Genomic DNA, 24483 nt, shown 5'->3' on the forward strand with positions numbered 1-24483 from the left:
GCAGAGCGGAAAATCAGGCGCGGGGAATGGTGATGGAAGTCTAGAAGTGGGACTTCGTCCGTTCCATCCGCTGCCTTGATCATTTTTGTGTGCCGGTCGGCTTGCCCCGGGATAGTCAATACTGACTATTTGTTTTGCCCCATCTTCGGCCTTCAATAAAACGCAATGGCGGCATGGCCCGTCGATGCGTCAGGAGGGAAGACAAATGCCGCTGTTTCTCATCGAACGCCAGTTTGCGGAGCAATTGGAGATCGGGGCCGCAAGCGTTGCGAACATCCAGCACATCAATGCAGATGTTGGTGTGAACTGGGTCTTCTCTTTCCTCTCCGCCGACCGCAAGAAAACCTATTGTCTTTACGAAGCCCCAAGCGCGGATGCCATCCGACAGGCGGCACACCTGGCAAGCCTGCCTGCTGACGTCGTGATCGAGGTGACCCAAGTGCGTCCGGAGAGCTTCGTGTGACGCTCTGCAACCATGCATTGCGCTCGCTGCCACCGATTGTGCCGGCCCGACGCGAGGTTTTGCGACGGCTGCGGCATGCCGCTACCGGCTGAATCTGCAGCGCTAAGCGACAGCACCCGCAACACCGCCAGTGCACCGGCGATGGCGCACTTCGTTGGCCGCGAGCGTGAGCTCGAGGTACTGGGCCGCCTGCTGGCGCGAGCGCAGGGCGGCATGGGCGGCATCGCGGCGTTGGCGGGGGAACCCGGCATCGGCAAAACGCGCACCGCCGAAATTGTTGCCCAACAGGCCGAGCAACACGGCATGCAAGTGCTCTGGGGCCGCTGTAACGAGGAGCCGGGCGCACCGCCCTACTGGCCTTGGCAACAACTGGTGCGGAGCTGGATTGCCTCGCACGACGAAGACAGCGTCCACCAAGCCTTGGCCTGCGGGGTAGCGCCGCTCGCGGAAATCGTGCCCGACCTTGCCGATCGGCTGCCCGATCCGGTGCGTGATCGCGCAGTTGCCACGCCAGGTACCGAAGTCGCGCAGGCGCGCTTCCGGCTGTTCGACGCCGTAAACACCTTCTGGCAGCGCGCGGCACAACAACATCCGCTGCTGCTCATCCTCGACAACCTGCACTGGGCCGACGCGTCGTCCCTGCGCCTGCTCGAATTTCTTGCGCCCGACCTGTGCAGCAATCGCATTCTGCTCCTCGTGACGTACCGTGATGTCGAGCTATCGAGACAGCACCCGCTGTCGGCCACGCTGGGCGAACTGGCGCGCCAACCACGCTTCGAACGGTTGCGCCTGAGGGGGCTGACCCATGCGGAAACAGCGCACATGATGGAACTGGCTGGTGATACGACCGCCGCCCCCGCACTGGTCGATGCGGTCCATTCGCAAACGGAAGGCAACCCCTTGTTCGTGGGTGAAATGACCCGTCTGCTGGCGCAGGAAAATTCGTCCGCCAGCACGGGCTATGTACTGCGCATTCCGGAGGGCATCAAGGAAGTCATCGGGCGCCGCTTGAGTCGCCTGTCCGCGAACGCGAATAAGGTGCTTACAGCAGCGGCGGTCATCGGCCGCGCATTCGAATTCCGTCTGCTGACCGCGCTGGCCGGCGATGTCGACGAAGATATCTGCAGCGCAGCCATTGACGAAGCGCTGCAGGCTCGTGTGGTCGAAGCCTTGCGCGACCCCGGCCACTATCACTTTGCCCATGCATTGTTTCGTGAAACCCTCTACGACGAGATTCCCATCCCTCGGCGCAGCCGGCTCCATCTGAAGCTGGCGCGTGCCATCGAGATGATTCACGGCGACGACCCCGAGCCGCATCTGCCTGCGCTGGCCTATCACCACTGGGCCGCCCTGCCCGGAGGGGACGCCGCACTCGCGGTGGATTACGCGCAACGTGCGGCGCGGCGCGCCGACCGCCAGCTCGCGCACGAAGAATCGGCACGCTACTGCCAGATGGCACTGCAGGCCATGGACGCTGGCAGCGGCCTGGCGCGCGAAACGCGCTGCGGCCTGCTCAATGCGCTAGGCGCCGCGCACAGCCATGCCGGTGATTGGCTCCAGGCCATGCAGACGTTCAAGGAGGCGGCTCGCTTGAGCGCGGAGTACGGCAACGCAAGGGAACTCGCTCACGCCGCGCTTGGCTTCGAAACCGCGAGTTGGGCGCCAGGACTGCCCGGCGGCCCCGCAGCCGAACTCCTGCGCGAGGCCCTCGCAGCCCAGGGCAGCGATGAGCCAGTGATGAGCGCCCGCCTGCTGAGTGCCCTGGCGCGCGCCCTCATCTTCAGCGGAGAGGAGGCACAAGCAAGCCGGGTGCATGAGCAAGCCATCGCAGTCGCGCGCCGGGCCGCAGACCCCGCAACACTGGCCGACACCCTGGTTGCGACCGTGTCGCTGCGCTGGCAACAGGAGCACATTGCCGAGCGCATCGCCGCCTCGGATGAAGCCTACGAGCTGGCCCGGCAGGCCGGCGACCGCACGCTGATGTGTGCAACACGTGCGTGGCGCTTCTTCGATGACTTTGAACTCGGCGACATGGCAGCCTGGCGAGCCAATCTTGAAGAATACGAGCGCGGTGGAGAGACGCTGCGCCAGCCCTTCATCCATTACACCGCCAGCATGTCGCGCGCCATGCATGCGCTGTTCGAAGGGCGCTTTGCCGATGCAGAGCGCTTGATCCCCAACGCTTACGAGATCGCGCGGCGCATGCCCGGCATGGATGCTGCCGGCGTCTACGGTGTCCAGATGTTCATGCTGCGCCGCGAACAGGGCCGGCTGCACGAGGTGGCGCCTCTGGTCGAACATTTCGTTGAGCACACCAGCGCGATGGACATCTGGCAGCCGGGAATCGCCTTGATGCACGCAGAGCTTGGTCAGTTGGAGTCAGCACGCAAGACGTTTGACATGCTGGCCAACGCCGACTTCCTCTCGATCGCGCGCGATGGTGTCTGGGTAGCCAATCTCACGTATCTGGCCATCGTGTGTCATGCGCTTGGCGACGCCGCCAGGGCGGCGGCGCTGTACCAACTACTTGCCCCGTTCAGTCGGCGCAACCTGGTGTTCGGCACCGCGATCGCCTCGTTCGGCGCAGCCGACGCGATCCTGGGCGCATTGGCCACAACGATGGGCAACTGGCCGCAAGCGCAGCAGCACTTTGAGGCCGCCCTGGAGATGAACGAGCGCCAAGGTGCAAGGCCGGCGCTCGCACGCACGCGGCTGGACTTTGCGCAGATGCTCTTACGTCGTGGCGAGCCTGGCGATCTCGACCGCGCCGATGCCTTGTTGAGCGCCGCGGAAGACGAAGCGGCAATGCTCGGGATGGCCAGCTTGCTGGCACGCATCGAGACCGCCAGAGCGTTGGCCAAGGCTGCCCCGGTGGAGCACTACCCAGCGGGGTTGAGCCGACGCGAAGCCCAGGTGCTCCGCTTGGTCGCGCAGGGCAAGGGCAACCGCCAGATTGCCCGTGAGTTGTTCGTCAGCCCCAACACAGTGGCAAACCACGTGAGCAGCATCCTGAGCAAGACGCACAGCGCCAACCGGGCGGAGGCGGCTGCATTTGCCATCCGCCATGCGCTGCTGTGAGTTCAACGCCGCTGCAGCAGACCGTCAGACGGTGGGCAACTGCCTCACCGGCTTGCCCGTCAACTGCGCCACAGCATGGGCCACGGCCGGCGCGATTGGCGGAACACCCACCTCGCCCATGCCGCTGGGTTCTGCCGTGCTCGGCACGATGTGCGTTTCAATGACGGGCGCCTCAGCCATCTTGAGCGCCGGGTAGTCGGGGAAATTCGACTGCACGACCTGGCCATCCTTGATGTCGATCCGGCCATACAGCGCCGCCGTCAGACCAAAAATGACCGCGCTTTCCATCTGCTGCGCAACGATGCCCGGGTTGACCACCGTGCCGCAATCGACCGCGCAGACGACGCGGTGCACACGCGGCTTGCCGTCCTTCATCGACACCTCCACAACCTGTGCGACCACGGAGCCGAAGCTCGGGTGCAAGGCAATGCCGCGTGCACGCGGCGCACCGTCGGCCGCCAGGGCGAGCGGCTGCCCCCAGCCGGCGGCCTCTGCGGCCGTGTCCAGCACCTTCAGCTCACGCGGATGGGCCTTCAGCAAGTCACGCCGCATCGCCAACGGGTCAAGCTTGGCTGCCGCCGCCACATCGTTGAGAAAGCCTTCCAGGAAGAACCCGTTGTATGAGTGGCCAACGCTGCGCCAGAACCCCACGGGAACCGGCAGATCGACTGCCAGATGCGCAATGTGCTCGTGCTCAATTTCGTACGGCAGGTCGAACAGGCCTTCGGCGGTGTAGCGGTCGATACCCACCGACGGCGCGCCAAACAGGCGATCCAGCTCGCCTGCCAGAATCGATTGGCCAGCGCTGCGCGACGCGATCGCCATAACCTTGCCGTTCTCGACACGCGCCTTGAGCCGTGCGATGGCCTGCGGGCGATAAAAGTCGTGACGAACGTCTTCCTCACGCGACCAGATGACCTGCACGGGCTTGCCATCGGTCTTGGTGGCGATGGTGACGGCCTGGCCGATGAAATCCGATTCCAGCCGCCGCCCGAAACCGCCACCGATGAGCGGGATGTCGATATGCACCTTGTCGCCGCTCACACCTGCCGCGCGTGCCGCCACCAGTTGCGCCAGCGTGGCGACCTGCGTAGGCGCCCAGAGATGCACGCCGTCCTGCGTTACCTGTGCGGTGCAGTTGATCGGCTCCATCGTGGTGTGCGCAAGATACGGCGCGGTGTATTCCGCCTCGACAATGGTGGCGCCATCGGCCTTGTCGAAGGCTTTCAGGCCATCGCCCATCGATCGATACGTGAAGCCGCCCTTGTCGCTATCGAGCGCGCTGACGAGCTGCTGCCGAATGCCCGCGGAATCGAGCTTGGCATGCGGGCCGTTGTCCCACACGGGCTCGATCGTTGCCAGCGCCTGACGCGCCTGCCAGTAATGATCCGCCACCACCGCCACGCCCGGTGCGCCACCGGCAGTGCCTTCAAACGGCACCACGTAACGCACGCCCGGCATGCCGAGCGCCGCTTTCGATTGAAACGTCTTGAGCTTGCCGCCAAAAACGGGGCACATCACGACGGCGGCATACAGCATGCCGGGCAGGCGCGTGTCGATGGAAAAGCGCGCGCTGCCATCTGTCTTGGCCGCAAGGTCGTTGCGCGGCGCCGGTTTGCCGATCAACTGGTATTGCGAAGCCGGCTTGAGCGTGACGTCGGACGGCGCAGCAATACCGCGCGCCGACTTGGCCATGTCGCCAAACGTGGATTGCTTGCCGCCGGGGCCCATCAACTGGCCGTTGCGGATGCTGACTTCCGCAGCCGACACGTTCCATTCGCGCGCTGCGGCTTGCACCAGCGCCGCACGCGCCGTGGCGGCGGCCTCACGCACGGGCTGCCAGCCATCTGCGGTGCTGCTGCTGCCGCCGGTAATGATGAGGCCGATCTCGCGCGCACTCTTGGCCATGATCCAGTGCAGTGCGCGAGCCCAGGTCTTGTCGGCGCTATCGGGATGCAGCGGCAGGGAGCTGTCGCCCATGGCGACGACGTTGCCGTAGATGCGCTCCACGGGCGAGCTTTCGATGCTCACGCGTGAGAGCGGAATATCCAGCTCTTCCGCCGCCAGCATCGACAGCGCGGTGTGGATGCCCTGCCCCATCTCCACGCGCGGCATGGCGAGCACAACGTTGCCTTCGGGCGTGATCTTGATCCAGCCGTTCAGCGCAATCTCACCGTTGTGCTCGGGGAAGATGGACGGATCGCCCACGCGGCTGCGCGGTGGCATCACGCCCCAACCCACCACCAGTGCGCCGCCAATACCAAGCGCGCCGAGCAGGAAACGGCGGCGTCCGCTACGCGGTTTCGTTGCTTTCGCGTTCATGCGCGGGCCTCCCGCAACGCCTTGGCTGCGCGCTTGATGGCAGCGCGCATGCGCGGATACGTGCCGCAGCGGCAGATGTTGGTCATGGCCGCGTCGATGTCGGCATCGCTCGGATCGGGGTGTTGGGCAAGCAAGTCCGCCGCGGCCATCAGCATGCCGGATTGGCAGTAACCGCACTGGGGCACCTGCTCATCTATCCAGGCTTGTTGCAACGCGTGGCGTTTGCCCTCGCCGCCGGCAAGTCCCTCGATGGTGGTGATGTGCTTGCCGGCCACAGCCGCCACCGGCAGCACGCAGGACCGCACGGCCGCGCCGTCCACGTGCACCGTGCATGCGCCGCACGCCGCAACGCCGCAGCCGAACTTCGTGCCGGTCAGGTTCAGGTGGTCACGCAGCACCCACAACAGGGGCGTGGCCGGGTCGCAATCAACGCGGACCGGCTTGTGGTTGACGTCCAAATCCATGGGGCGGTGGTCTCCTTGGCTTTTGTGATTTTTTTGCTGGCCAAGCGTACGTTCAAACGGCTGCTGTCAGCAATAGTGGTCCACCTCGACATGGCAACCGCCCGGAATGCAAAAAGGCCCGAGCACTTGCGCGCTCGGGCCTTGGATTCCTGGCGGAGAGAGGGGGATTCGAACCCCCGATAGGTTATTAACCTATACACGCTTTCCAGGCGTGCGACTTAAACCGCTCATCCATCTCTCCGAAGCCCGCGATTGTAGCACACCGTACGGGCTCGCCAAGGTCCGCTCAAACAAAAGGCCCCGTCTCCCGACAAGGCCTTTTGTATCCCACCGCCGACACGTCTTGCGCGGCCGGCATCCCCTCGCGTAACTCAATGCAGCGTGACTTGCGTCTCGCTCGTCAGCAGGGTCTGCGTAATCTGATCGCGAATCGACTGCGCTTTGAGCAGCAGGCGCAGGGCAATATCGGCACCGCGGCTATTGGCCACGTGCTCGATAAACGCGGTGCGTGCGCGTTCATTCAATGTGGCGACGTGCGCGGCTTCTGACCACACCCGCCACGCGGCAGGCTGACCAACAAACTGCTCGCGGCGGCGGAGCAGGTCCGAGTCGATGGCAGCGGCAATTTCGACGTCTTGAATGGTGCGATTCATGATGGGCCCCTTGCTGTCTGTGCTGTTGTTGCGCTCTTCGTGTGGCGCCCTGTGCCGGGCGCGCAGCCTGAATATGCAACGTCCATGCCAACACCGATGAGCCGGTCAACGTGCGCTTTTTGCATGCACGCGTTGTCGTTTTGATCTGTTTGAAACACCCTGTTGACGGGGCTTCGCGGGCAGCATCCCTCCGTTGGTGGGGTGCGAATTCCTCATCTGAAAACGGCAGCACCAGGCCCCTCGTTACGCGGAACGTTACGTAACGCCGGTAGCGTTCCGAGACCCAACGCACGTGCCACACCGCCGTACGGCGCCATCTGCGGGTGTCGTGCCGTGGGCATGCTTGGTGCTTTATCCGTGCGCCCAAGCCCGCTGGCGCGCGGTCGGTCGTGTCACCCACCCCTCTTCTGCGCCGGCCGCTTCGCTTGCTCCGTTTCCGAACCGGAATCGATCGGCCGCGTGCCGCCACCCTCGGCGCGCCGCCCCCCCCCCAACACACAACAAAAGCATTCAAGAGGAGACACCCCATGCAAATGGGTAACCCACGCGTGCGGCGCAGCCGCATGCTGATGTCGGTGCTGCTGTGTGCGGCGCTTTCGCTGTCGGGCTGCGGCGGCGGTGACGGCTCGACCGTCGCCAACAGCATCCCCGCAGATTCAAACACCATGCAGCCAACACAGCCGGTGCAGCCGGCCGCAGTCAACTGGACCACGCTCGGTACGCGTGCCACACCGGCGCAACCGGGAACGTCCATCAAGAGCAACGCGGGCGCCAAGTGGGTCGACTACAACCCGCCGGTGCTCTACGCGGGCGTTGCGCGGCAAGCCATGCAATACATCACCATGCCCGACGGCACGAAGCTCGTGGCATATGTGACCTTGCCGGCCGACGCATCGGGCAACGCCGCTGCCGGCACGTTCCCCACGGTGCTGGTGCAGACGTCGTACAACGGCGGCAACGCGCAATACGAAGCCTCGATTGGCGCAGCGCTGGGCGCGGCCGATCCGTACATCGTCCAGCACGGCTACGCGACGGTGGTGGTGGACGTACGCGGCACCGGCCAGTCGCAAGGCACATGGGACGCCTTTGGCGCCGATGAGCAAAGCGACTACGGCCACGTGGTCGACTGGGTGACCCAGCAATCGTGGAGCAACGGCGCCATCGGCCTTTACGGCGTGTCGTACCTCGGGATCACGACCGTCATCACGGCGGCGCAGAACCATCCGGCGGTCAAGGCGGCCTTCCCCATCGTGCCGATTGGTGATGGCTACCGCGACATCGTCTTCACGGGTGGCCAGACGAACCTGACCTTCATCCCCGCGTGGTTCGGTCTGGTATCAGTGCTTAGCTTGACCGATCCGACGCTGGTGACAGACCCGACAATCGGTTTGCCGGCCGTGCTGCAGCACCTGGTGTCTGCGGTCACGACGTTCCAGTTGCCGACGATGCTGCAGGCGCTGCTCGGCACGACGGCCACGGCCTATGACGGCGCGTTCTGGGCGACGCGTTCGCCGCTGGAAAACGACGGGAAGATCAAAGTGCCGACCTTCGTGGTGGGCGGCCTGCACGATCTTTTCCAGCGCAGTGAACCACTCACGTACGAGAGCATCAAGACGCAGGCACCGGCCAAGCTGCTGATCGGCCCGTGGACGCATCTGCAGGCCGCTTTGGGCAGCGGGTTGCCGGTCGATGGCGTGCCGCCGCTGAACCACATTCAGCTGCAATGGTTCGACCAGTACGTCAAAGGCATGAACGTGGGCGCCGATGCGCTTCCCAACGTTACGCAATACGTGAGCGGCCTCGGCCACTACGCCACCGCTACAGACTGGCCGCATCCGCAGGTGCAGGCGCAGCAGCTCTTCCTGCGCAGCGACAAGAGCCTGTCGGCCGCCGCGCCTGCGGCAAACGAAGCGTCCAACACGGTCGCACAGCTGCCGCTGAACGGCGCATGTTCGATCAGCCTGTCGCAATGGACGGCTGGATTGACGGGTTTCCTCCCGCTGCCGTGCCAGACCGACGACACCATCGCCGAAGCCGCCGATGTGAAGTTCGAGACGCCACCCATGCCGGCGGATGTCTACCTCAACGGGCCGATTGAGGCCGATGTTTGGATCTCGACCACCGCTCTGGACGCCGGCGTCTCGGTACGCATTGACGACGTGGACGCGGCGGGGAACGTCACGCCACTCACCGATGGGCTTCAGACGGCCTCGCTGCGCGCGGTGGACGCGAGCCGTTCGCGCACGATGAATGGCCTGATGATCCAGCCATGGCATCCGTTCACCCCAAGCTCCGTGCAGGCACTCATGCCGGGCCAGGCCGTCATGGTGCCGGTGGAGGTGTTCCCGACGAGTGCGCTCATCGCCAAGGGGCACAAGCTGCGGGTGGCCGTGGGCGCAAGCAACCTGCCGCAAGGCGTACCGCCGCTGCCCACGCTGCTCAACTCGCTCGTCGGTGTGCTGACGATCTACAGCGATGCGGCCCATCCATCCAAGGTTGTGCTGCCCGTTGTGTCGGCCACGGCGCTGTAGCAAGGCCCGTCCGCGTTGATCTGACGGCCCGCTTCGCGGGCCGTTTTCTTTAGATACCAGGCACCACCAAAATATGTAATCCGCCAAATACGTCCGTGAAACTGCGCATCGCGAATACTGTAGTGAAATTATCGATATCTGAATATAAATAACGCAAATAGAGTAGGAAAACGTTGGCACCATCCAGCCTGCATAATCCGTCGCACGATTCGAAACGATGGCGCCCCAGTCCTTTCCAAATAAGGTTTCACCGGCAAAACAAAGGTTCTCAATTTGCATTAAGTGAAAACCTCAGAAAGAATGTTATTCAGGATTTTCTTTTCAATGCCGATAACCCCGTGGAGACCCAAAAATCCGACGCATACAAATCGGTCATACCGTGACATAACCTGCATCTTTCTCGAGTACGCAGTCCTTACACATAACAACGTGGTTGTCGACCGTCTTTTTTAAAGCCGCTCCGGTGCGCGACCACCTCTCAATCCATTCAGCAAACCGGAGGACGCAGTGAACTTTCTTCAGATGACCATCAAAGCCAAGCTCACAACGGGCTTTGGCGTGCTGGCAGCCATTGTCGTCGTGGTATCGGGCATGTCGCTGCGGGCGCTGTCCGAATCGACTGAAGGGTTCTCGAACTACGTGCACGGCATCAGCGCCCGCGCAGATGTGGCAAACGACGTGCGCACGGCGGTGGATCGGCGCGCCATCGCCGCACGCAACCTGGTTCTCGTGGTCACGCAAAAAGACCTGGATCTGGAGAAGGCCGACGTCTTTCAGGCGCACGACGATGTGAAGAACAAGCTCAAGCAGCTCAACGACATGATTGCGGGTGCCAAGGACACCAGCGACCGCGCCCGTAAGCTGGTTGAAGACATCAACCGCGTGGAAGCCAAGTACGGCCCCGTGGCGACCGACATCGTCGGGCTGGCACTGGCCGGCAAACACGACGAAGCCATCCAGAAGATGGACAACGAGTGCCGCCCGCTGCTGGCCGCCCTCATCAAGACCACGGACGCGTATGCCACGTACACGCACGAGCGCCAGGAGCAGCTCGTGCAGGCGTATGAGGCGCAGTACGTCATGCAGCGCAATCTGTTGGCCGGCCTGTCGATCGGCGCGGTGCTGCTGGCAATTGTTGCCGGCATCATCATCACGCGCTCGATCACACAGCCGATCCGCACCGCCGTGGATGTCGCCCGGACGGTGGCACGCGGTGACCTGAGCAGCCGCATCGAGGTGCAAGGCAAGGATGAGACAAGCTACCTGCTCTCTGCCCTGCGCGACATGAACGGCCGCCTGACCGAGATCGTCGACAAGGTACGCGACAGCAGCACCAGCGTGGCCGGCGCAGCCAAACAGATTGCGGCGGGCAATGCCGACCTGAGCCAGCGCACGGAAGCACAGGCATCGTCGCTGCAAGAAACGGCCGCCAGCATGGAAGAGCTGACGTCCACCGTGAAGCAGAATGCAGAAAACGCCCAGCACGCCACCGCGCTCGCCTCCACCGCGTCCGAAGTGGCGCTCAAGGGCAGCACGGTCGTCAGCCAGGTCGTATCGACCATGCAGGACATCAGCGACCGATCAAGCAAGATTGCCGACATCACCGGCATCATCGAAGGCATCGCGTTCCAGACCAATATCCTCGCTCTGAATGCCGCCGTGGAAGCCGCACGCGCAGGCGAGCAGGGACGCGGCTTTGCGGTGGTCGCCAGCGAAGTGCGCAGTCTGGCGCAACGTTCGTCAACGGCGGCCAAGGAGATCAAGGAACTGATCGCCTCGTCGGTGGAGCGTATTCACGACGGCTCCACGCTGGCGGGCGAAGCCGGCGAGACCATGACGGAGGTCACGCAAGCCGTGGCGCGGGTCACGCACATCATGGAAGAAATTGCCGCTGCATCGGTCGAGCAAAAGCGCGGCATCGAACAAGTCAACCAGGCGATCTCGCAGATGGATGAAGTCACGCAGCGCAATGCGGCGCTGGTAGAAGAAGCCGCAGCCGCATCGCAATCGCTGCAGGACCAGGGGCAAGAGCTGAACGCCGCGATGTCCTTCTTCCGCGTCGATCCGCACGCCGCACGCGCCTGACCGGAGCACTGTCACCGTCGTAGTTGTTATCTCCAAGCTGTCATTGCGCCCGCCGCCGAAAGGCTGTGGGCGTTTTCTCTTTTCTGTCCTGTGTCTTTCGTTAGGCCGTCGTTCGTGACTTCCGCTGCATTGGCGGACTCGCACGGGCGACGCAAAGTGGACTGGCCCCGTGCGAAACAAGCAACGGAGCGAGCCGGGGCCGTGCACGGCCCACCCTGCCGACGAAAGCCACCATGCGACACAACAGCCCACACCTGCAACGCGGCTCGCTTTCCATCATCCTGCCGAGCACGCCATCCAACGACGGGAGGCCTGCATGACCCCGCTCGGCTTCGCGCATTGGCTGCGCCCGCGTGCGGCACCGCAGCCACAACCAATCCCGCCCCTCGTTGAACAACTGCGCGAAGAATGCGAAGCGATGGCCCGCTACGCCCTGCACCACGGCTTGCCGGTCGCGCCGGAACTCATCGCCCAGCTCGGCCCGCTCATCGACCGCCAGATGCCACCGCAGGCCACGCCGCACCACGCGCTGGCAGCGATCCACCGCAAACTTGCGGCCGCCATTGCACCGGCCACGCCGCAGGCCGTCACGCTGCTCGACGCACAGCATCGCAGCGATCATCCATTCCCATGGCTCGGTCCTGTGCCGTTGATTCGGCTGTTGACCAGCGCCGCGATCGTCTTCTTGATCGCCGTGATTGCCACCGGCATGTCGCCCGACGTATCGAGCGCAAACATCGACCGAGGCTTCCTGGATTCGGACGGCGCGCCCCTGTTATGGAACACGCTGTTCCTGCTGTTCTGCGCGGGGCTGGGCGCGTCGTTTGCCACGCTGTTTCAGGCACATCGCTATGTGGCCGCAGCCACCTACGACCCGAAGTACGACGCCTCCTACTGCGCACGGTTGATCCTCGGCGTGATTGCCGGATTGATCCTGGTCGAGATGCTGCCAGCGCATCTGTTCGACGGAGGCAGCATGCACAACTTTGGGAAACCGACGCTGGCGATGCTGGGCGGTTTCTCCGCCACCGCTGTGCACCGGCTGCTGCAGCGGCTGGTGGATGCGCTCGAAACACTCGTACGCGGTGACCGCTCGGCCGATGCCGACGCTGCCATGCAGACCTACCGCGCGCGTGCCGCCAGCGAGCGCACGCAATGGCAAAGCGAATTCGCCGCCAACCTGATCGATCTGCAGCAGTCGTTCGACAGCAACGCCTCACCCGAGGCGATGCGCCAACGGCTGGCCGACTTCACGCGCGCCATGCTCGCTACCAGCGACCCGGTGGCTCCTGCGCCCCCGCCCGCCTCCAACCGGCCATCCAAGGAGTGACCTCATGCTGTTCCTCTACAACATCCCCGCATGGGCGATGGGCGCTGTCATCGTCTTCGCCACGCTGTTCGTGGCATTGGGCGGCTACGTGCTGTTTCGCCGCGTTTTTCCAGTCGCGCTGGACGCCGAACAGCGCAACATGACCATCGCCATGATGACGGCCGTCACAACCATCAACTCGTTGCTGGTCGCGTTCTCGGCCATCTCGGTATGGGGTGCGTATCAAGCCGCCGCCGATATCGTGGCCGCCGAAGCCGCATGCGCCACGGAACTCGCGCGCGATCTGTCGGCGTTCTCACACCCGAGCGCCACAAACGCGCGGCGCGAGCTGATCACCTATCTGGAGCACGTTGTCCGTGACGAATGGCCGAGCATGCAGCAGCAAGCGCGTCCTGATGCCGACACGGAGGCTGCGTTCAACAGCATGTTTGCCACGGCCAACCGCATCACGCCCCGCGACGACCGCGAGCGCGTGCTGCTGATCGAAGTGCTCGCCCGCGTCAACGAGATGGTGAAGTACCGGGAGAAACGCCTGCAGAACCTGGAAGCCGCCATGCCCGGCACGCTCTGGGGCGTGATGCTGATCGCCAGCGGCTTGTCGTTGTTGCTGCTCTATGCGCTGCCGGCCACGCGCTTTCACATGGCGCTGGTGGCGGTGTGGGCGACCACGCTGGGCCTGGCGTTCTTTTTTGTGCTGGCCGTGGACCGGCCCTTTGCAGGCGAAGTCAGCGTCAGTGCGGCACCGCTGGAGCGGGCCATCCAGACGCTATCGAACGACAAGCCGCAGGTGCATCCCGTGCCCGACTGAGCGCGCCGCCTCGCCGCGCTGCCCCACTCGCGTTGTGGGCTGGCGGGAGAGGTCAGCCCCAGGGCCGGAGCCCCCACGCTTCGGCCCTGCCCTTTGCCGGCTCGTCGGGAGCCGGTTTTTTTACTGCGGATCGCGAATGTAGCCAACGAGTTTGTCGACCACTGGCCGGTTCGGCCTGGTGAGCAGGCTCACGACAATCGCCGCGACAAAACCTGCTGGCACGCCAAACGCACCGGAGGCGATCGGGTCGACACCAAACCACGGCTGGCCAAGCACGCCCGTCATGCGTGTGAAGAACGGGTAGTTGGCGATGATGTAGTACACGCTCACGCCCAGCCCCGTCAGCATGCCCGCGACGGCACCGGCACGATTGGTGCGCTTCCAGAACACGCCCAGCACCAACACCGGAAAGAAGCACGACGCCGCCAATGAGAAGGCCGCGCCCACCAGGAAAAGAATGTTGCCCGGCTTCAGTGATGTCACATACGCGGCCAGCAGCGCCACGCCCAGCAACACCACTTTGGCGCTCGTCACGCGCCGCTGGTGGCTGGCCGTGTTGTCGATCATGTGGAAGTACACGTCGTGCGATAAGGCGTTGGCGATGGTCAGCAGCAGGCCATCAGCAGTCGACAGCGCCGCTGCCAACGCACCCGCCGCAATCAACCCGGATAAGACGTACGGCAGCCCGGCAATCTCGGGCGCGGCCAGCACGACCATGTCCGGCTGCATCATCACCTCCGCCCACTGCACGATGCCGTCGCCGTTGATGTCATGCAGAGCAAACACGGCCGGATCAACCTTGCGCCACGGCACGATCCACTGTGGCAGGTCGGCAAACGGCGCCCCGACCAGATGCTGCAGCAGGTCGAGCTTGACGAGCGCCGCCAGCGCCGGTGCCGAGACATACAGCAGCGCCACGAAAACCAGCGTCCAACTCACGGAATTGCGTGTCTCGCGCACCGACGGCGTGGTGTGAAAGCGCGTGAGGATGTGCGGCAGGCTGGCCGTGCCGACCATCAGGCAGAACACCAGCAGCACGAAGTTCAGCCGCTCGGTGCCGCGCTCGTTTTGCGACGCCGACGGAAATGGCTCGATGGATGGCGGCGCCATGCGGCTGCGCGCCAGCGCATCTTCGCGCTGCTGGTTCCACAGGATCGACGCGGCGGCCGCATCCGGCGGAAATTCTTCGCGCTGGCGCTCCAGAGACTTGATCTCGCGCAGCGGCGCATTGCGTTCGCGTGCAAGCTTGAGCTGCGTGTTCAGTGTTTCCCGCGCCTGCTCGAACGACTGCGGTAGCTGCGAGATGCGCTCCTGCAGCGCCTGCGCCTCGCTCAGGAACTGATCGCGCACATGCTGCTCTGCAGGGTCGTGCGCGATGCGCTGTTCCTCTTTCTCGATCTGCAGCAGGAGGCGGCCCGTCGAAAGCTGCGGTACCGGATCGTGATACCGATGCCAGCCGATGATCGACACCACGCCCAGAAACGACACGATCATGATGATGTACTGCGCCACCTGGGTCCACGTCACCGCACGCATGCCGCCCAGGAACGAACACACCAGAATGCCCGCCAGCCCGAAGAACACGCCCACCGAAAACTCGACGCCGATAAAACGCGTGACCACCAGCCCCACACCCTGAATCTGCGCAACGAGGTAGACGAACGAACACAGCGTCGCGCCCAGCACCGCGATACCGCGTACGACAGAACTGCCGCCGCGCTCGCCGTTGCCGTAGCGGTTGGCCAGGAAATCCGGCACCGTGTAACCACCGAACTTGCGCAGGTACGGCGCCAGCAGGAAAGCGACGAGGCAGTAGCCGCCCGTCCAGCCCATCACATAAGCGAGGCCCTCGTAGCCCGAGGCGAACACGATGCCCGCCAGGCCGATGAACGAGGCTGCGCTCATCCAGTCGGCCGCGGTGGCCATGCCGTTGAAGAACGCCGGCACGCGGCGCCCTGCCACGTAATACTCGGTCAGATCGGCCGTGCGGCAGATCAGCCCGATGCACGCATAGATGGCAATCGTGACGAACAGGAACACATAGCCGAGCCACACGCCCGGCCCGCGCACGCGCTCGATCGCGCCCATCATCACGATGAAGAGCAGCAGCCCTACGGTATAGAGCCCGTAATACAGAAACAGCCGCTTGCGAAAGCGGCTGTCTTGTTGGGAGTCGGCGGCCAAGGTTGGCGACCAGCGCTGGCGGTTAGCGCGTTTCCTTCAGTTGATCGAGGATGGCCGGGTTCTCAAGCGTGGACGTGTCCTGCGTGATGTCCTCGCCCTTGGCCAGCGAACGCAACAGGCGGCGCATGATCTTGCCCGAGCGCGTCTTGGGCAGGTTGTCGCCAAAGCGGATGTCCTTCGGCTTGGCGATCGGCCCGATCTCCTTGCCAACCCAGTTGCGCAGCTCGTTGGCGATCTGCTTGGCTTCCTCGCCATCGGGGCGCGAGCGCTTGAGCACCACGAACGCGCAGATCGCTTCGCCCGTCATGTCGTCGGGGCGGCCCACCACTGCGGCTTCGGCCACGATGGGGTTCGCCACCAGCGCCGACTCGATCTCCATCGTGCCCATGCGGTGGCCCGAGACGTTCAGCACGTCATCGATGCGGCCCATGATGGTGAAGTAGCCGGTGTCCTTGTCGCGGATGGAGCCATCGCCCGCCAGATACAGCTTGCCTCCCAGCTCTTCCGGGAAGTAGCTCTTCTTGAAGCGCTCCGGGTCGCCCCAGATGTTGCGGATCATCGACGGCCACGGACGCTTGACGACCAGGATGCCGCCCTGCCCGTTCGGCACGTCGTGCCCGGTTTCATCGACGATGGCAGCCATGATGCCCGGCAGCGGCAGCGTGCACGAGCCCGGCACCAGGGGCGTGGCCCCCGGCAGCGGCGTCATCATGTGGCCGCCGGTCTCGGTCTGCCAGAACGTATCGACGATCGGGCAACGTCCGCCACCAATGTTCGTGTGGTACCACATCCAGGCTTCCGGGTTGATCGGCTCGCCCACGGTGCCGAGCAGGCGCAGGCTGGAGAGATCGTACTGCTTGGGGTGGACCTTCTCGTCAGCTTCGGCGGCCTTGATCAGCGAGCGGATTGCCGTCGGTGCGGTGTAGAACGTGTTGACCTTGTGACGCTGGATCATGTCCCAGAAGCGGCCGGCGTTCGGATACGTGGGCACACCTTCAAACACGACCTGCGTGGCGCCGGCTGCGAGCGGGCCGTACGCGATGTAGCTGTGGCCCGTCACCCAGCCGATGTCGGCCGTGCACCAGAAAATGTCGTCGGGTTTCAGGTCGAACGTCCACTGCATGGTGAGCAACGTCCACAGCAGGTAGCCGCCCGTGCTGTGCTGCACGCCCTTCGGCTTGCCGGTCGAACCCGAGGTGTAGAGGATGAACAGCGGATGTTCCGCGCCCACCGGCGTCACTTCGCAGGTGTCGGGCTGGCCGCCTTCGACCTCGTCCATCGCGCGGTCACGACCTTCCACCCAGTTCACGTTGCCGTTGGTGCGGCGGTAGACGATGACGTGCTTGACCGCGTCGGTGCCTTCCATGGCGAGCGCTTCATCAGCGATGGCCTTGAGCGGCAGCGCCTTCCCGCCGCGCATCTGCTCGTCGGCCGTGATGAGCGCCACGGCGCCCACGTCGACGATGCGTTCCTGCAGCGACTTGGCCGAGAACCCGCCAAACACCACCGAGTGCGTTGCGCCGATGCGCGCGCATGCCTGCATGGCCACGATGCCTTCGATCGACATCGGCATGTAAATCACGACGCGATCGCCCTTCTTGATGCCCAGGGCCTTCAGGCCATTGGCGAAGCGGCAGACGCGTGCGTGAAGTTCGCGGTAAGTGACGCGCGATACCTTGCCATCGTCGGTCTCGAAAATGATGGCGACCTTGTCGGCGTTGCCGTTCTCAAGGTTGCGCTCGAGGCAGTTGTACGAGGCGTTGAGCTCGCCGTCTTCAAACCACTTGTAGAACGGTGCGTTGGACTCATCCAGCACCTTGCTGAAGGGCTTGTGCCACAGCAGATGCTCGTGTGCGAGGCGCGCCCAGAAGCCTTCGTAATCGTGCTCGGCTTCGGCACACAGCGCACGGTACGCATCCATGCCGGCGATGTTTGCCTGTTTAACAAAGGATTCGGGCGGGTCGAACACGCGCGTTTCCTGCAGGACAGATTCAATGCCAGCCATGGTGTCTCCTGATAGCGATGTCTGTTGTCGTTTTGCGGCGAATCTAAGGGGCTGACCTGACTCCAGCCTTACGCATTTCTGCACCGCAAGCCGACGTGAAGGGCACTACTATAATGCGTCACTTCACGTTACGGCACGCATCGCAACGCAACATAGCCGGCTACAGAGCCGCGCCCCGTGCCGGTTTCCACGGATTCCTCATCGTGCCCATCCACGCCCTTTTCCTGATTGCTGCCATGGCATTGGTCGGCAGCAACGTCGGTTTCGGCAAATCGATCGTCGCCGTCATGCCGGTGATGCTGTTTGCATTGCTGCGCTTTCTGATTGCCATCGTCTGCATGGCGCCGTGGTACAAGCCATCGCGCATGCGCCGCGTGACACGTAGCGAGTGGACCAACCTGTTCCTCCAGGCATTTTTCGGTACGTTCGGCTTCACGCTGCTGATGCTCAACGGCGTGCGGCTGACCTCTGCGCTGGCTGCGGGCATTATCACGAGCACGATTCCGGCCACGGTGGCGCTGCTGTCTTGGCTCGTGCTGCGCGAGAAGCCTTCAGGCCGCACGCTGGTGTCGGTGGCGCTCGCGGTGGCGGGCGTCGCCATTCTCAACGCCTATCGCGGGGGTGAATCTTCAGGCGCTGCGCCCGCCGATGCCTCGCAAGCGCTGCTCGGCAACGCACTGGTGATGGGCGCGGTGTTTTGCGAATCGATCTACGTGATCCTGTCGCGGCGGCTGACACAAACGTTGCCCGCCATCGAGATCTGCGCGTACACGCACCTGATCGGCGGCCTGCTGATGCTGCCCCTGGGGCTGATCCCGCTGCTCACCTTCAATGTGTCGAGCGTGCCGCTGCCCATCTGGGGCCTGGTGCTCTGGTATGCGCTCTCGGCCAGCATCTTCTCGTTCTGGCTGTGGATGAAGGGCATCCGGCATGTGCCAGCCCACCTTGCAGGCGTGTTCACCTCGGTGCTGCCGATTGCGGCAGCCACCTACGGCATCGTCGCCCTGGGCGAGACGCCGGGCTGGCCGCATGGCATCGCGCTGGCGTGCGTGGTGGCGGGCATTCTTGTGGCGAGCTGGCCTGCACGCCCTCGCCCGGCGATACAGCGGGGGCGGCAGCGCGGCCGCGTGGCCGATCCGCTGGACCCGCTCGACCCGTCACTCGATCAGGAATAAAGCGCATCGCAAGCGTTTTCCTGTAAGCGATGTTGTAATCACGGAACGTTACAATCACACGGCCTTTCGACCCTCCGCTCCGTTCCGCCAAATGAAGTCGCCCATCGCCCCGCTGCGCCCGATTCCGCGCCTGATCTTCTTTTCCCGCTGGCTTCAACTGCCGCTGTATCTGGGGCTGATCATCGCCCAGGCAGCGTATGTGTATCTGTTCATTGTCGAGGTCTGGCACCTGGTGTCACACCTGGGCGACTTGGACGAAACGAAGATCATGCTGGCCGTGCTGGGCCTGATCGACGTGGTGATGATCTCCAACCTGCTGATCATGGTGATCATCGGCGGGTACGACATCTTCGTGTCCAAGCTCGGCATCGAGGGCCATGAAGATGAGCCCGAATGGCTGGATCACGTCAACGCGGGCGTGCTGAAGGTCAAACTGTCGATGGCGCTGATCAGCATCTCGTCGATCCACCTGCTCAAAACGTTCATCGATGCGGCCCAGAAAGACACGCACACGATCCTGTGGCAGGTGGTCATTCACGTGGCGTTCCTGGTCTCTGCGCTGGTGATGGCGTGGGTGGACCGCATCGTTTCGCATGCGCATCCGCACGGCGAGGCTGTCGACGCACATTGACGCTGCGCCCTTGCTGGCGCGGCGATTCCGACGAACGCGCTCGGACAATCCGCGCCCGACATTGGGTGTATGATCTCAGGCTGTTCTGAGCCTGCGGCGCCCGCCGTCCAGGCCACAGGCAGGCAGCAAAAGTCACTGACCACTGCCCTGCCGCACCGGCTTTTCATTCCTATACGTTGGTCCCCCACCATGACCGTCATTCGTCAAGAAGACCTCATCCAGAGCGTCGCCGACGCCCTGCAGTACATCAGCTACTACCACCCGATGGACTACATCACTGCTCTGGGCCGCGCCTATGAGCAGGAGCAGAGCCCGGCCGCCAAGGATGCCATCGCGCAAATCCTGACCAACAGCCGCATGTGCGCTGAAGGCAAGCGTCCGATCTGCCAGGACACCGGCATCGTCACCGTCTTCCTGAAGGTCGGCATGAACGTGCGCTGGGACGGCGCCACGATGAGCCTCGACGACATGGTCAACGAAGGCGTGCGCCGCGCGTACAACGACGTCGACAACAAGCTGCGCGCAAGCGTGCTGGCCGACCCGGCCGGCAAGCGCACCAACACGAAGGACAACACCCCGGCCGTGATCAACATGTCGATCGTGCCGGGCGACACGGTGGATGTGATTGTCGCGGCCAAGGGCGGCGGCTCGGAAGCCAAGTCGAAGTTCGTGATGCTGAATCCGTCGGATTCCATCGTCGACTGGGTGCTCAAGACCGTGCCGACCATGGGCGCGGGCTGGTGCCCGCCGGGCATGCTGGGCATCGGCATCGGCGGCACGGCTGAAAAGGCCATGCTGCTGGCCAAGGAAGCACTGATGGAGCCGATCGACATTCAAGACCTGATCGCCCGCGGCCCGAGCAATCGCGCTGAAGAACTGCGCATCGAGCTGTATGAAAAGGTCAACGCGCTGGGCATTGGCGCGCAAGGCCTGGGTGGCCTCGCCACTGTGCTCGACGTGAAAATCCTGGACTACCCGACCCACGCGGCCAACCTGCCGGTCGCCATGATCCCGAATTGCGCCGCCACGCGTCACGCGCACTTCACGCTGGACGGCAGCGGCGTTGCCAAGCTGGAAGCGCCGGACCTGTCGCAATGGCCGAAGGTCGAGTGGGCACCGAACACGGAAACGTCCAAGCGCGTCGACCTGAACGCGCTCACGCCGGAAGAAGTTGCCTCGTGGAAGCCGGGCCAGACGCTGCTGCTCAACGGCAAGATGCTGACCGGCCGCGATGCTGCGCACAAGCGCATCGCCGACATGCTGGCCAAGGGCGAGAAGCTGCCCATCGACTTCACCAACCGCGTGATCTACTACGTCGGCCCGGTCGACCCGGTGCGTGATGAAGTCGTTGGCCCGGCAGGCCCGACCACGGCCACGCGCATGGACAAGTTCACCGAGACGATGCTCGCGCAGACGGGCCTGATCGCCATGGTGGGCAAGGCCGAGCGCGGCCCCGTCGCCATCGAGTCCATCAAGAAGCACAAGTCGGCTTACCTGATGGCCGTGGGCGGCGCGGCGTACCTGGTGTCGAAGGCCATCCGCGGCTCGAAGGTGCTGGCGTTTGAAGACCTGGGTATGGAAGCCATCTACGAATTCGACGTGAAGGACATGCCCGTCACCGTCGCCGTGGACAGCTCGGGCACGTCGGTCCACAAGACCGGCCCGGCGGAATGGCAAGCGAAGATCGGCAAGATTCCCGTCGCAGCAGGCTGATCCATTCACGCGATATGACGACACGCGCGCAGGCACCGGTCGGCGTCTTTGACTCCGGCCTCGGAGGGCTCTCCGTCCTGCGCGCGATTCGCGCCGATCTGCCGGCCGAATCGCTTCTCTACCTGGCGGATTCCCGCCATGCCCCGTACGGGGAAAAATCTCCCGAATACATTGCCGAGCGCACGCTGCAAGTGTGCGAATGGCTGGTCGACCAAGGCTGCAAGGCACTGGTGATCGCGTGCAATACCGCCACGGCGCAAGCTGTGCACGTGCTGCGCGAAAAGCTCGCGGTGCCGGTGATTGGCGTCGAGCCGGGCTTGAAGCCAGCGGTTGCCACGTCGAAGAGCCGTGTGGTTGGCGTGCTCGCCACCGAAAGCACGCTGCGCAGCGAGAAATTTGCACGCCTGCTGGCAGCTGCCTCCGGCGATTGCAAGGTGCTGAGCCAACCGGGCTATGGCCTCGTCCCCCTGATCGAGCGCGGCGATACCCACTCGCCTGCGGTGCTTGAGTTGCTGCAGGCCTATCTACAGCCGATGCTCGACGCGAATGCCGACACGCTGGTGCTCGGCTGCACGCACTACCCATTTCTGGAAGATGCCATCCGCGAGATTGCGGGCGACCGGCTGACATTGATCGACACCGGTCACGCCGTCGCGCGCCATTTAGGCCGCACGCTGGCGGCAGCGGGATTGCAGGCATCGGGCCAAGCCGCATCGCCACGCTTCATGAGCACCGGCGACGTGCTTCCGCTGCAAGCCATGGTGGCCGCATTGCTGGGAGAATCGCCGATGGCACAGCGCGTCGACATTGGCGATGCGCCCCTGAGCCCGGCCGTGACCTCGCTCGCTTCTCAGCCCGAATAACACCGTCCAAATATGACAACGCCGCCCTGAAAGGCGGCGCGCTGTCATCTTGGCTTAAGGTCAGCCGACGTTTGGCTGCGGCTGCATTGCAGGTTCGGCGGCTTCCGCCACCGCATCCTCTTCTGCCGGCTCATACTTCGCCACCACGGCGGTGGCCAGGCTATTGCCGATCACGTTGGTGGCCGTGCGGCCCATGTCGAAGAACTGGTCGATGCCGATGATCAGCAGCAGACCCGCTTCCGGCAGGTGGAACATCGGCAGCGTGGCCGCCACCACCACCAGCGAGGCACGCGCCACACCGGCCATGCCCTTGCTCGTGAGCATCAGGACCAGCAGCAGCGTCAGCTGCTGGGTGAAGCTCATCTCGATGTTGTAGGCCTGCGCGATGAACAGCACCGCGAACGCCTGATACATCATCGAGCCATCCAGGTTGAACGAGTAACCCAGCGGCAGCACGAAGCTGGAGATGCGCTTGGGCACGCCAAAGCGGTCCAGCGCCTCGATCGTCTTCGGATAAGCGGATTCGCTGCTTGCGGTGGCAAACGCCAGCAGCGTCGGCTCGCGAATCAGCCCCAGCAGGCGGCCCAGCGAGCGGCCCAGCAGCACGTAGCCAACGAAGAACAGGATCGCCCACAGCAGCGCCAGGCCAAGGTAGAACTCGCCGATCAGCTTGCCGTAGGTCCACAGCACGCCCACGCCTTCCACCGTGATGGCAGCGGCCATGGCGGCAAACACGCCCAGCGGCGCAAAGCGCATCACGTAATCGGTAATGCGGAACATCAGCTTGGTCAGCTCTTCCAGACCACGGCCGATCACGCTGTCCATCGGGTTCTTCATCGTCGACAGCGCAGCGCCGAAGAACAGCGAGAACACCAGGATCTGCAGGATCTCGTTGGTGGCCATGGCCTCCACGATGCTGCGCGGGAACACGTGCGTAATGAAGGCCTTGAGTGTGAAATCACCCGTCTTCAGGCCCGACGTGGCCGACACATCCGGCAGCGCGAGGTTCATGTGCACACCCGGCTGGAAGAAGTTGACCAGCAGCATGCCCAGCGCCAGCGACGTGGCCGACGCACACACAAACCAGATCATCGCGCGCAGTCCCACGCGGCCGACCGAGCGGCCTCCGCTCATGCTTGCCAGGCCCGTCACCAGCGTCGAGAACACCAGCGGCGCGATGATCATCTTGATCATGCGCAGGAAGATGTCGGTGATGATGCTGAAGTACGAAGCGATGTCCTTGGCCGCCGCGGCGTCCTTGGCATATTCGTGGCAGCCCCAGCCGACGGCAATGCCCAGCAGCATTGCCAGCCCGATGTGGGAGGTCAGACGTTTGGTGTTCAAGACTTTCTCCAAGGAATACCGTGGCCGGAGGGACGGCGCGCGATAGACGCGGATCTCATGGGGCCAAGGGCTGGCCCAACTTCGTCACGCTTTGTAAAAAGCGACGATATTAGAGAAGCGCATGGCGATCGTTATGTCGATGTTGCATAGCACCATGCAATTTCTGCATACATTGATATGGCGCCGTTGACACCTTGCTGCAATGCCGCACGGACAGTGGAACGAGCCGGTGAGAAGCGGATTATTGAGCCGCACGCAATGCCGTCACGGCGTACCATCAAGCGCCGTTTCGAGCACATCAAATGCGATGCCTGCGCCACGTAAGCCGCTGATACCATCATGGGCTTACGTCACCCAGGAGTCCCCGATGAAAATGGTGCCCTTCGCCTTTGGCACGACCGACTGGTCCACCGTTGAACCTACCGAACACACTGGCGAGACCGGCATGGCGATCTGGCGCACCCGTTACTTTGGCGACGAGCCGAACCGCATCCGTGTGCGCATGGTCGAGTACACCCCCGGCTACCTGGCTGACCATTGGTGCAAGAAGGGCCACATCCTGTTCTGCCTAGATGGCGAGCTGGAAACCACACTGGAAGATGGCCGCAAGTTCATCCTCACGCCCGGCATGAGCTATCAGGTGGGCGACGATGCGGAAGCCCATCAGTCGTACACCAGGAACGGCGCCCGGCTGTTCATCGTCGACTGACAGCGCGACGCACTTTCCGCGTCGCACGCGGCCCCGGTTGACCGGGGTCAAGCGATTTAAAAATCAAGGTTTTTAGGACTCACCAACCACAATATGTAGTGCTAGTCTGACTCCATACCACTAGA

Annotated in this window: 17 protein-coding genes and 1 tRNA gene; 11 read left to right on the forward strand and 7 right to left on the reverse strand. The window is 63.8% G+C overall.

The genetic code is table 11. The annotated features are described in order from the left end of the window. Positions 1-205: 205 nt before the first annotated feature. The gene (locus tag NKG59_RS19370; RefSeq protein WP_024975397.1) at positions 206-463 is read left to right on the forward strand and encodes a DUF4242 domain-containing protein; all 258 of its coding nucleotides are present in this window, start codon (positions 206-208) and stop codon (positions 461-463) included. 75 nt (positions 464-538) lie between these two features. Next, on the forward strand, positions 539-3541 hold the full coding sequence (locus NKG59_RS19375) for an ATP-binding protein (protein ID WP_253540007.1): 3003 nt from the start codon (positions 539-541) through the stop codon (positions 3539-3541). Positions 3542-3565: 24 nt separating this feature from the next. Here NKG59_RS19375 and NKG59_RS19380 read toward each other — a convergent pair whose 3' ends face one another. The 4 genes from NKG59_RS19380 to NKG59_RS19395 form a co-directional block, all read right to left on the reverse strand. Beyond that, on the reverse strand, positions 3566-5863 hold the full coding sequence (locus tag NKG59_RS19380; RefSeq protein WP_253540008.1) for a xanthine dehydrogenase family protein molybdopterin-binding subunit: 2298 nt from the start codon (positions 5861-5863) through the stop codon (positions 3566-3568). Further along, positions 5860-6327 carry a (2Fe-2S)-binding protein gene (locus tag NKG59_RS19385; RefSeq protein ID WP_253540009.1) on the reverse strand — a complete coding sequence of 156 codons (468 nt, stop codon included), beginning with the start codon at positions 6325-6327 and terminating at the stop codon, positions 5860-5862. The genes NKG59_RS19380 and NKG59_RS19385 overlap by 4 nt, the downstream gene beginning before the upstream one ends. 150 nt (positions 6328-6477) lie before the next feature. Further along, positions 6478-6568 (reverse strand) — tRNA-Ser (locus NKG59_RS19390). A 130-nt stretch (positions 6569-6698) separates the two neighbouring features. Beyond that, on the reverse strand, positions 6699-6980 hold the full coding sequence (locus NKG59_RS19395) for a DUF7696 family protein (protein WP_253540010.1): 282 nt from the start codon (positions 6978-6980) through the stop codon (positions 6699-6701). Between the two features lie 527 nt (positions 6981-7507). Here NKG59_RS19395 and NKG59_RS19400 point away from each other — a divergent pair. The 4 genes from NKG59_RS19400 (at position 7508) to NKG59_RS19415 (ending at position 13734) form a co-directional block, all read left to right on the forward strand. Beyond that, positions 7508-9511 (forward strand): CocE/NonD family hydrolase, encoded by a 2004-nt coding sequence (locus tag NKG59_RS19400; protein WP_253540018.1) that lies wholly within the window; start codon positions 7508-7510, stop codon positions 9509-9511. A gap of 522 nt (positions 9512-10033) precedes the next feature. Then, complete coding sequence (locus NKG59_RS19405; RefSeq protein ID WP_045203271.1) at positions 10034-11596, forward strand: methyl-accepting chemotaxis protein; 1563 nt, start codon at positions 10034-10036, stop codon at positions 11594-11596. A 316-nt stretch (positions 11597-11912) separates the two neighbouring features. Next, positions 11913-12926, forward strand: a complete 1014-nt coding sequence (locus NKG59_RS19410) for a hypothetical protein (protein ID WP_253540020.1) — start codon at positions 11913-11915, stop codon at positions 12924-12926. 4 nt (positions 12927-12930) lie between these two features. Next, positions 12931-13734, forward strand: a complete 804-nt coding sequence (locus NKG59_RS19415) for a bestrophin-like domain (protein ID WP_253540022.1) — start codon at positions 12931-12933, stop codon at positions 13732-13734. 120 nt (positions 13735-13854) lie between these two features. Here the strand turns inward: NKG59_RS19415 and NKG59_RS19420 are convergent, their stop codons facing one another. Together NKG59_RS19420 and acs are read right to left on the reverse strand one after the other, a co-directional pair. Then, entirely contained in the window at positions 13855-15918 is a 2064-nt protein-coding gene (locus NKG59_RS19420) for a VC_2705 family sodium/solute symporter (RefSeq protein ID WP_253540024.1), read from the reverse strand. A 22-nt stretch (positions 15919-15940) separates the two neighbouring features. Continuing rightward, positions 15941-17923, reverse strand: coding sequence for an acetate--CoA ligase (gene acs / locus NKG59_RS19425; RefSeq protein ID WP_045203274.1), 1983 nt, complete (start codon positions 17921-17923; stop codon positions 15941-15943). A gap of 203 nt (positions 17924-18126) precedes the next feature. Here acs and NKG59_RS19430 point away from each other — a divergent pair, with 203 nt between their 5' ends. The 4 genes from NKG59_RS19430 (at position 18127) to murI (ending at position 22305) form a co-directional block, all read left to right on the forward strand. Beyond that, positions 18127-19098 carry a DMT family transporter gene (locus tag NKG59_RS19430; protein WP_315862603.1) on the forward strand — a complete coding sequence of 324 codons (972 nt, stop codon included), beginning with the start codon at positions 18127-18129 and terminating at the stop codon, positions 19096-19098. 91 nt (positions 19099-19189) lie between these two features. Continuing rightward, complete coding sequence (locus tag NKG59_RS19435; RefSeq protein ID WP_045203275.1) at positions 19190-19729, forward strand: TIGR00645 family protein; 540 nt, start codon at positions 19190-19192, stop codon at positions 19727-19729. Between the two features lie 189 nt (positions 19730-19918). Then, entirely contained in the window at positions 19919-21442 is a 1524-nt protein-coding gene (locus tag NKG59_RS19440; protein WP_253540026.1) for a fumarate hydratase, read from the forward strand. A 14-nt stretch (positions 21443-21456) separates the two neighbouring features. Then, positions 21457-22305: a glutamate racemase gene (gene murI, locus NKG59_RS19445; protein WP_253540028.1), complete on the forward strand. Its 849-nt coding sequence runs from the start codon at positions 21457-21459 to the stop codon at positions 22303-22305. Positions 22306-22365: 60 nt separating this feature from the next. Here murI and NKG59_RS19450 read toward each other — a convergent pair whose 3' ends face one another. Next, entirely contained in the window at positions 22366-23649 is a 1284-nt protein-coding gene (locus tag NKG59_RS19450; RefSeq protein WP_253540037.1) for a dicarboxylate/amino acid:cation symporter, read from the reverse strand. 367 nt (positions 23650-24016) lie between these two features. Here NKG59_RS19450 and NKG59_RS19455 point away from each other — a divergent pair, with 367 nt between their 5' ends. Further along, positions 24017-24358 (forward strand): DHCW motif cupin fold protein, encoded by a 342-nt coding sequence (locus NKG59_RS19455; protein WP_253540039.1) that lies wholly within the window; start codon positions 24017-24019, stop codon positions 24356-24358. The last annotated feature ends 125 nt before the right edge of the window (positions 24359-24483 follow it).

The sequence above is a fragment of the Ralstonia chuxiongensis genome, from assembly GCF_024158925.1.
Taxonomy (GTDB): Bacteria; Pseudomonadota; Gammaproteobacteria; order Burkholderiales; family Burkholderiaceae; genus Ralstonia; species Ralstonia chuxiongensis.

What these genes read in the sequence shown, in the direction of transcription:
- NKG59_RS19410 (WP_253540020.1), top strand. Translation starts at nt 11,913, where the DNA reads ATGACCCCGCTCGGCTTCGCGCATTGGCTGCGCCCGCGTGCGGCACCG.
- NKG59_RS19400 (WP_253540018.1), top strand. Translation starts at nt 7,508, where the DNA reads ATGCAAATGGGTAACCCACGCGTGCGGCGCAGCCGCATGCTGATGTCG.
- NKG59_RS19380 (WP_253540008.1), bottom strand. Translation starts at nt 5,863, where the DNA reads ATGAACGCGAAAGCAACGAAACCGCGTAGCGGACGCCGCCGTTTCCTG.
- NKG59_RS19395 (WP_253540010.1), bottom strand. Translation starts at nt 6,980, where the DNA reads ATGAATCGCACCATTCAAGACGTCGAAATTGCCGCTGCCATCGACTCG.
- NKG59_RS19455 (WP_253540039.1), top strand. Translation starts at nt 24,017, where the DNA reads ATGAAAATGGTGCCCTTCGCCTTTGGCACGACCGACTGGTCCACCGTT.
- NKG59_RS19435 (WP_045203275.1), top strand. Translation starts at nt 19,190, where the DNA reads ATGAAGTCGCCCATCGCCCCGCTGCGCCCGATTCCGCGCCTGATCTTC.
- NKG59_RS19370 (WP_024975397.1), top strand. Translation starts at nt 206, where the DNA reads ATGCCGCTGTTTCTCATCGAACGCCAGTTTGCGGAGCAATTGGAGATC.
- NKG59_RS19385 (WP_253540009.1), bottom strand. Translation starts at nt 6,327, where the DNA reads ATGGATTTGGACGTCAACCACAAGCCGGTCCGCGTTGATTGCGACCCG.
- acs (WP_045203274.1), bottom strand. Translation starts at nt 17,923, where the DNA reads ATGGCTGGCATTGAATCTGTCCTGCAGGAAACGCGCGTGTTCGACCCG.
- NKG59_RS19415 (WP_253540022.1), top strand. Translation starts at nt 12,931, where the DNA reads ATGCTGTTCCTCTACAACATCCCCGCATGGGCGATGGGCGCTGTCATC.
- NKG59_RS19440 (WP_253540026.1), top strand. Translation starts at nt 19,919, where the DNA reads ATGACCGTCATTCGTCAAGAAGACCTCATCCAGAGCGTCGCCGACGCC.
- NKG59_RS19405 (WP_045203271.1), top strand. Translation starts at nt 10,034, where the DNA reads ATGACCATCAAAGCCAAGCTCACAACGGGCTTTGGCGTGCTGGCAGCC.
- murI (WP_253540028.1), top strand. Translation starts at nt 21,457, where the DNA reads ATGACGACACGCGCGCAGGCACCGGTCGGCGTCTTTGACTCCGGCCTC.
- NKG59_RS19375 (WP_253540007.1), top strand. Translation starts at nt 539, where the DNA reads ATGCCGCTACCGGCTGAATCTGCAGCGCTAAGCGACAGCACCCGCAAC.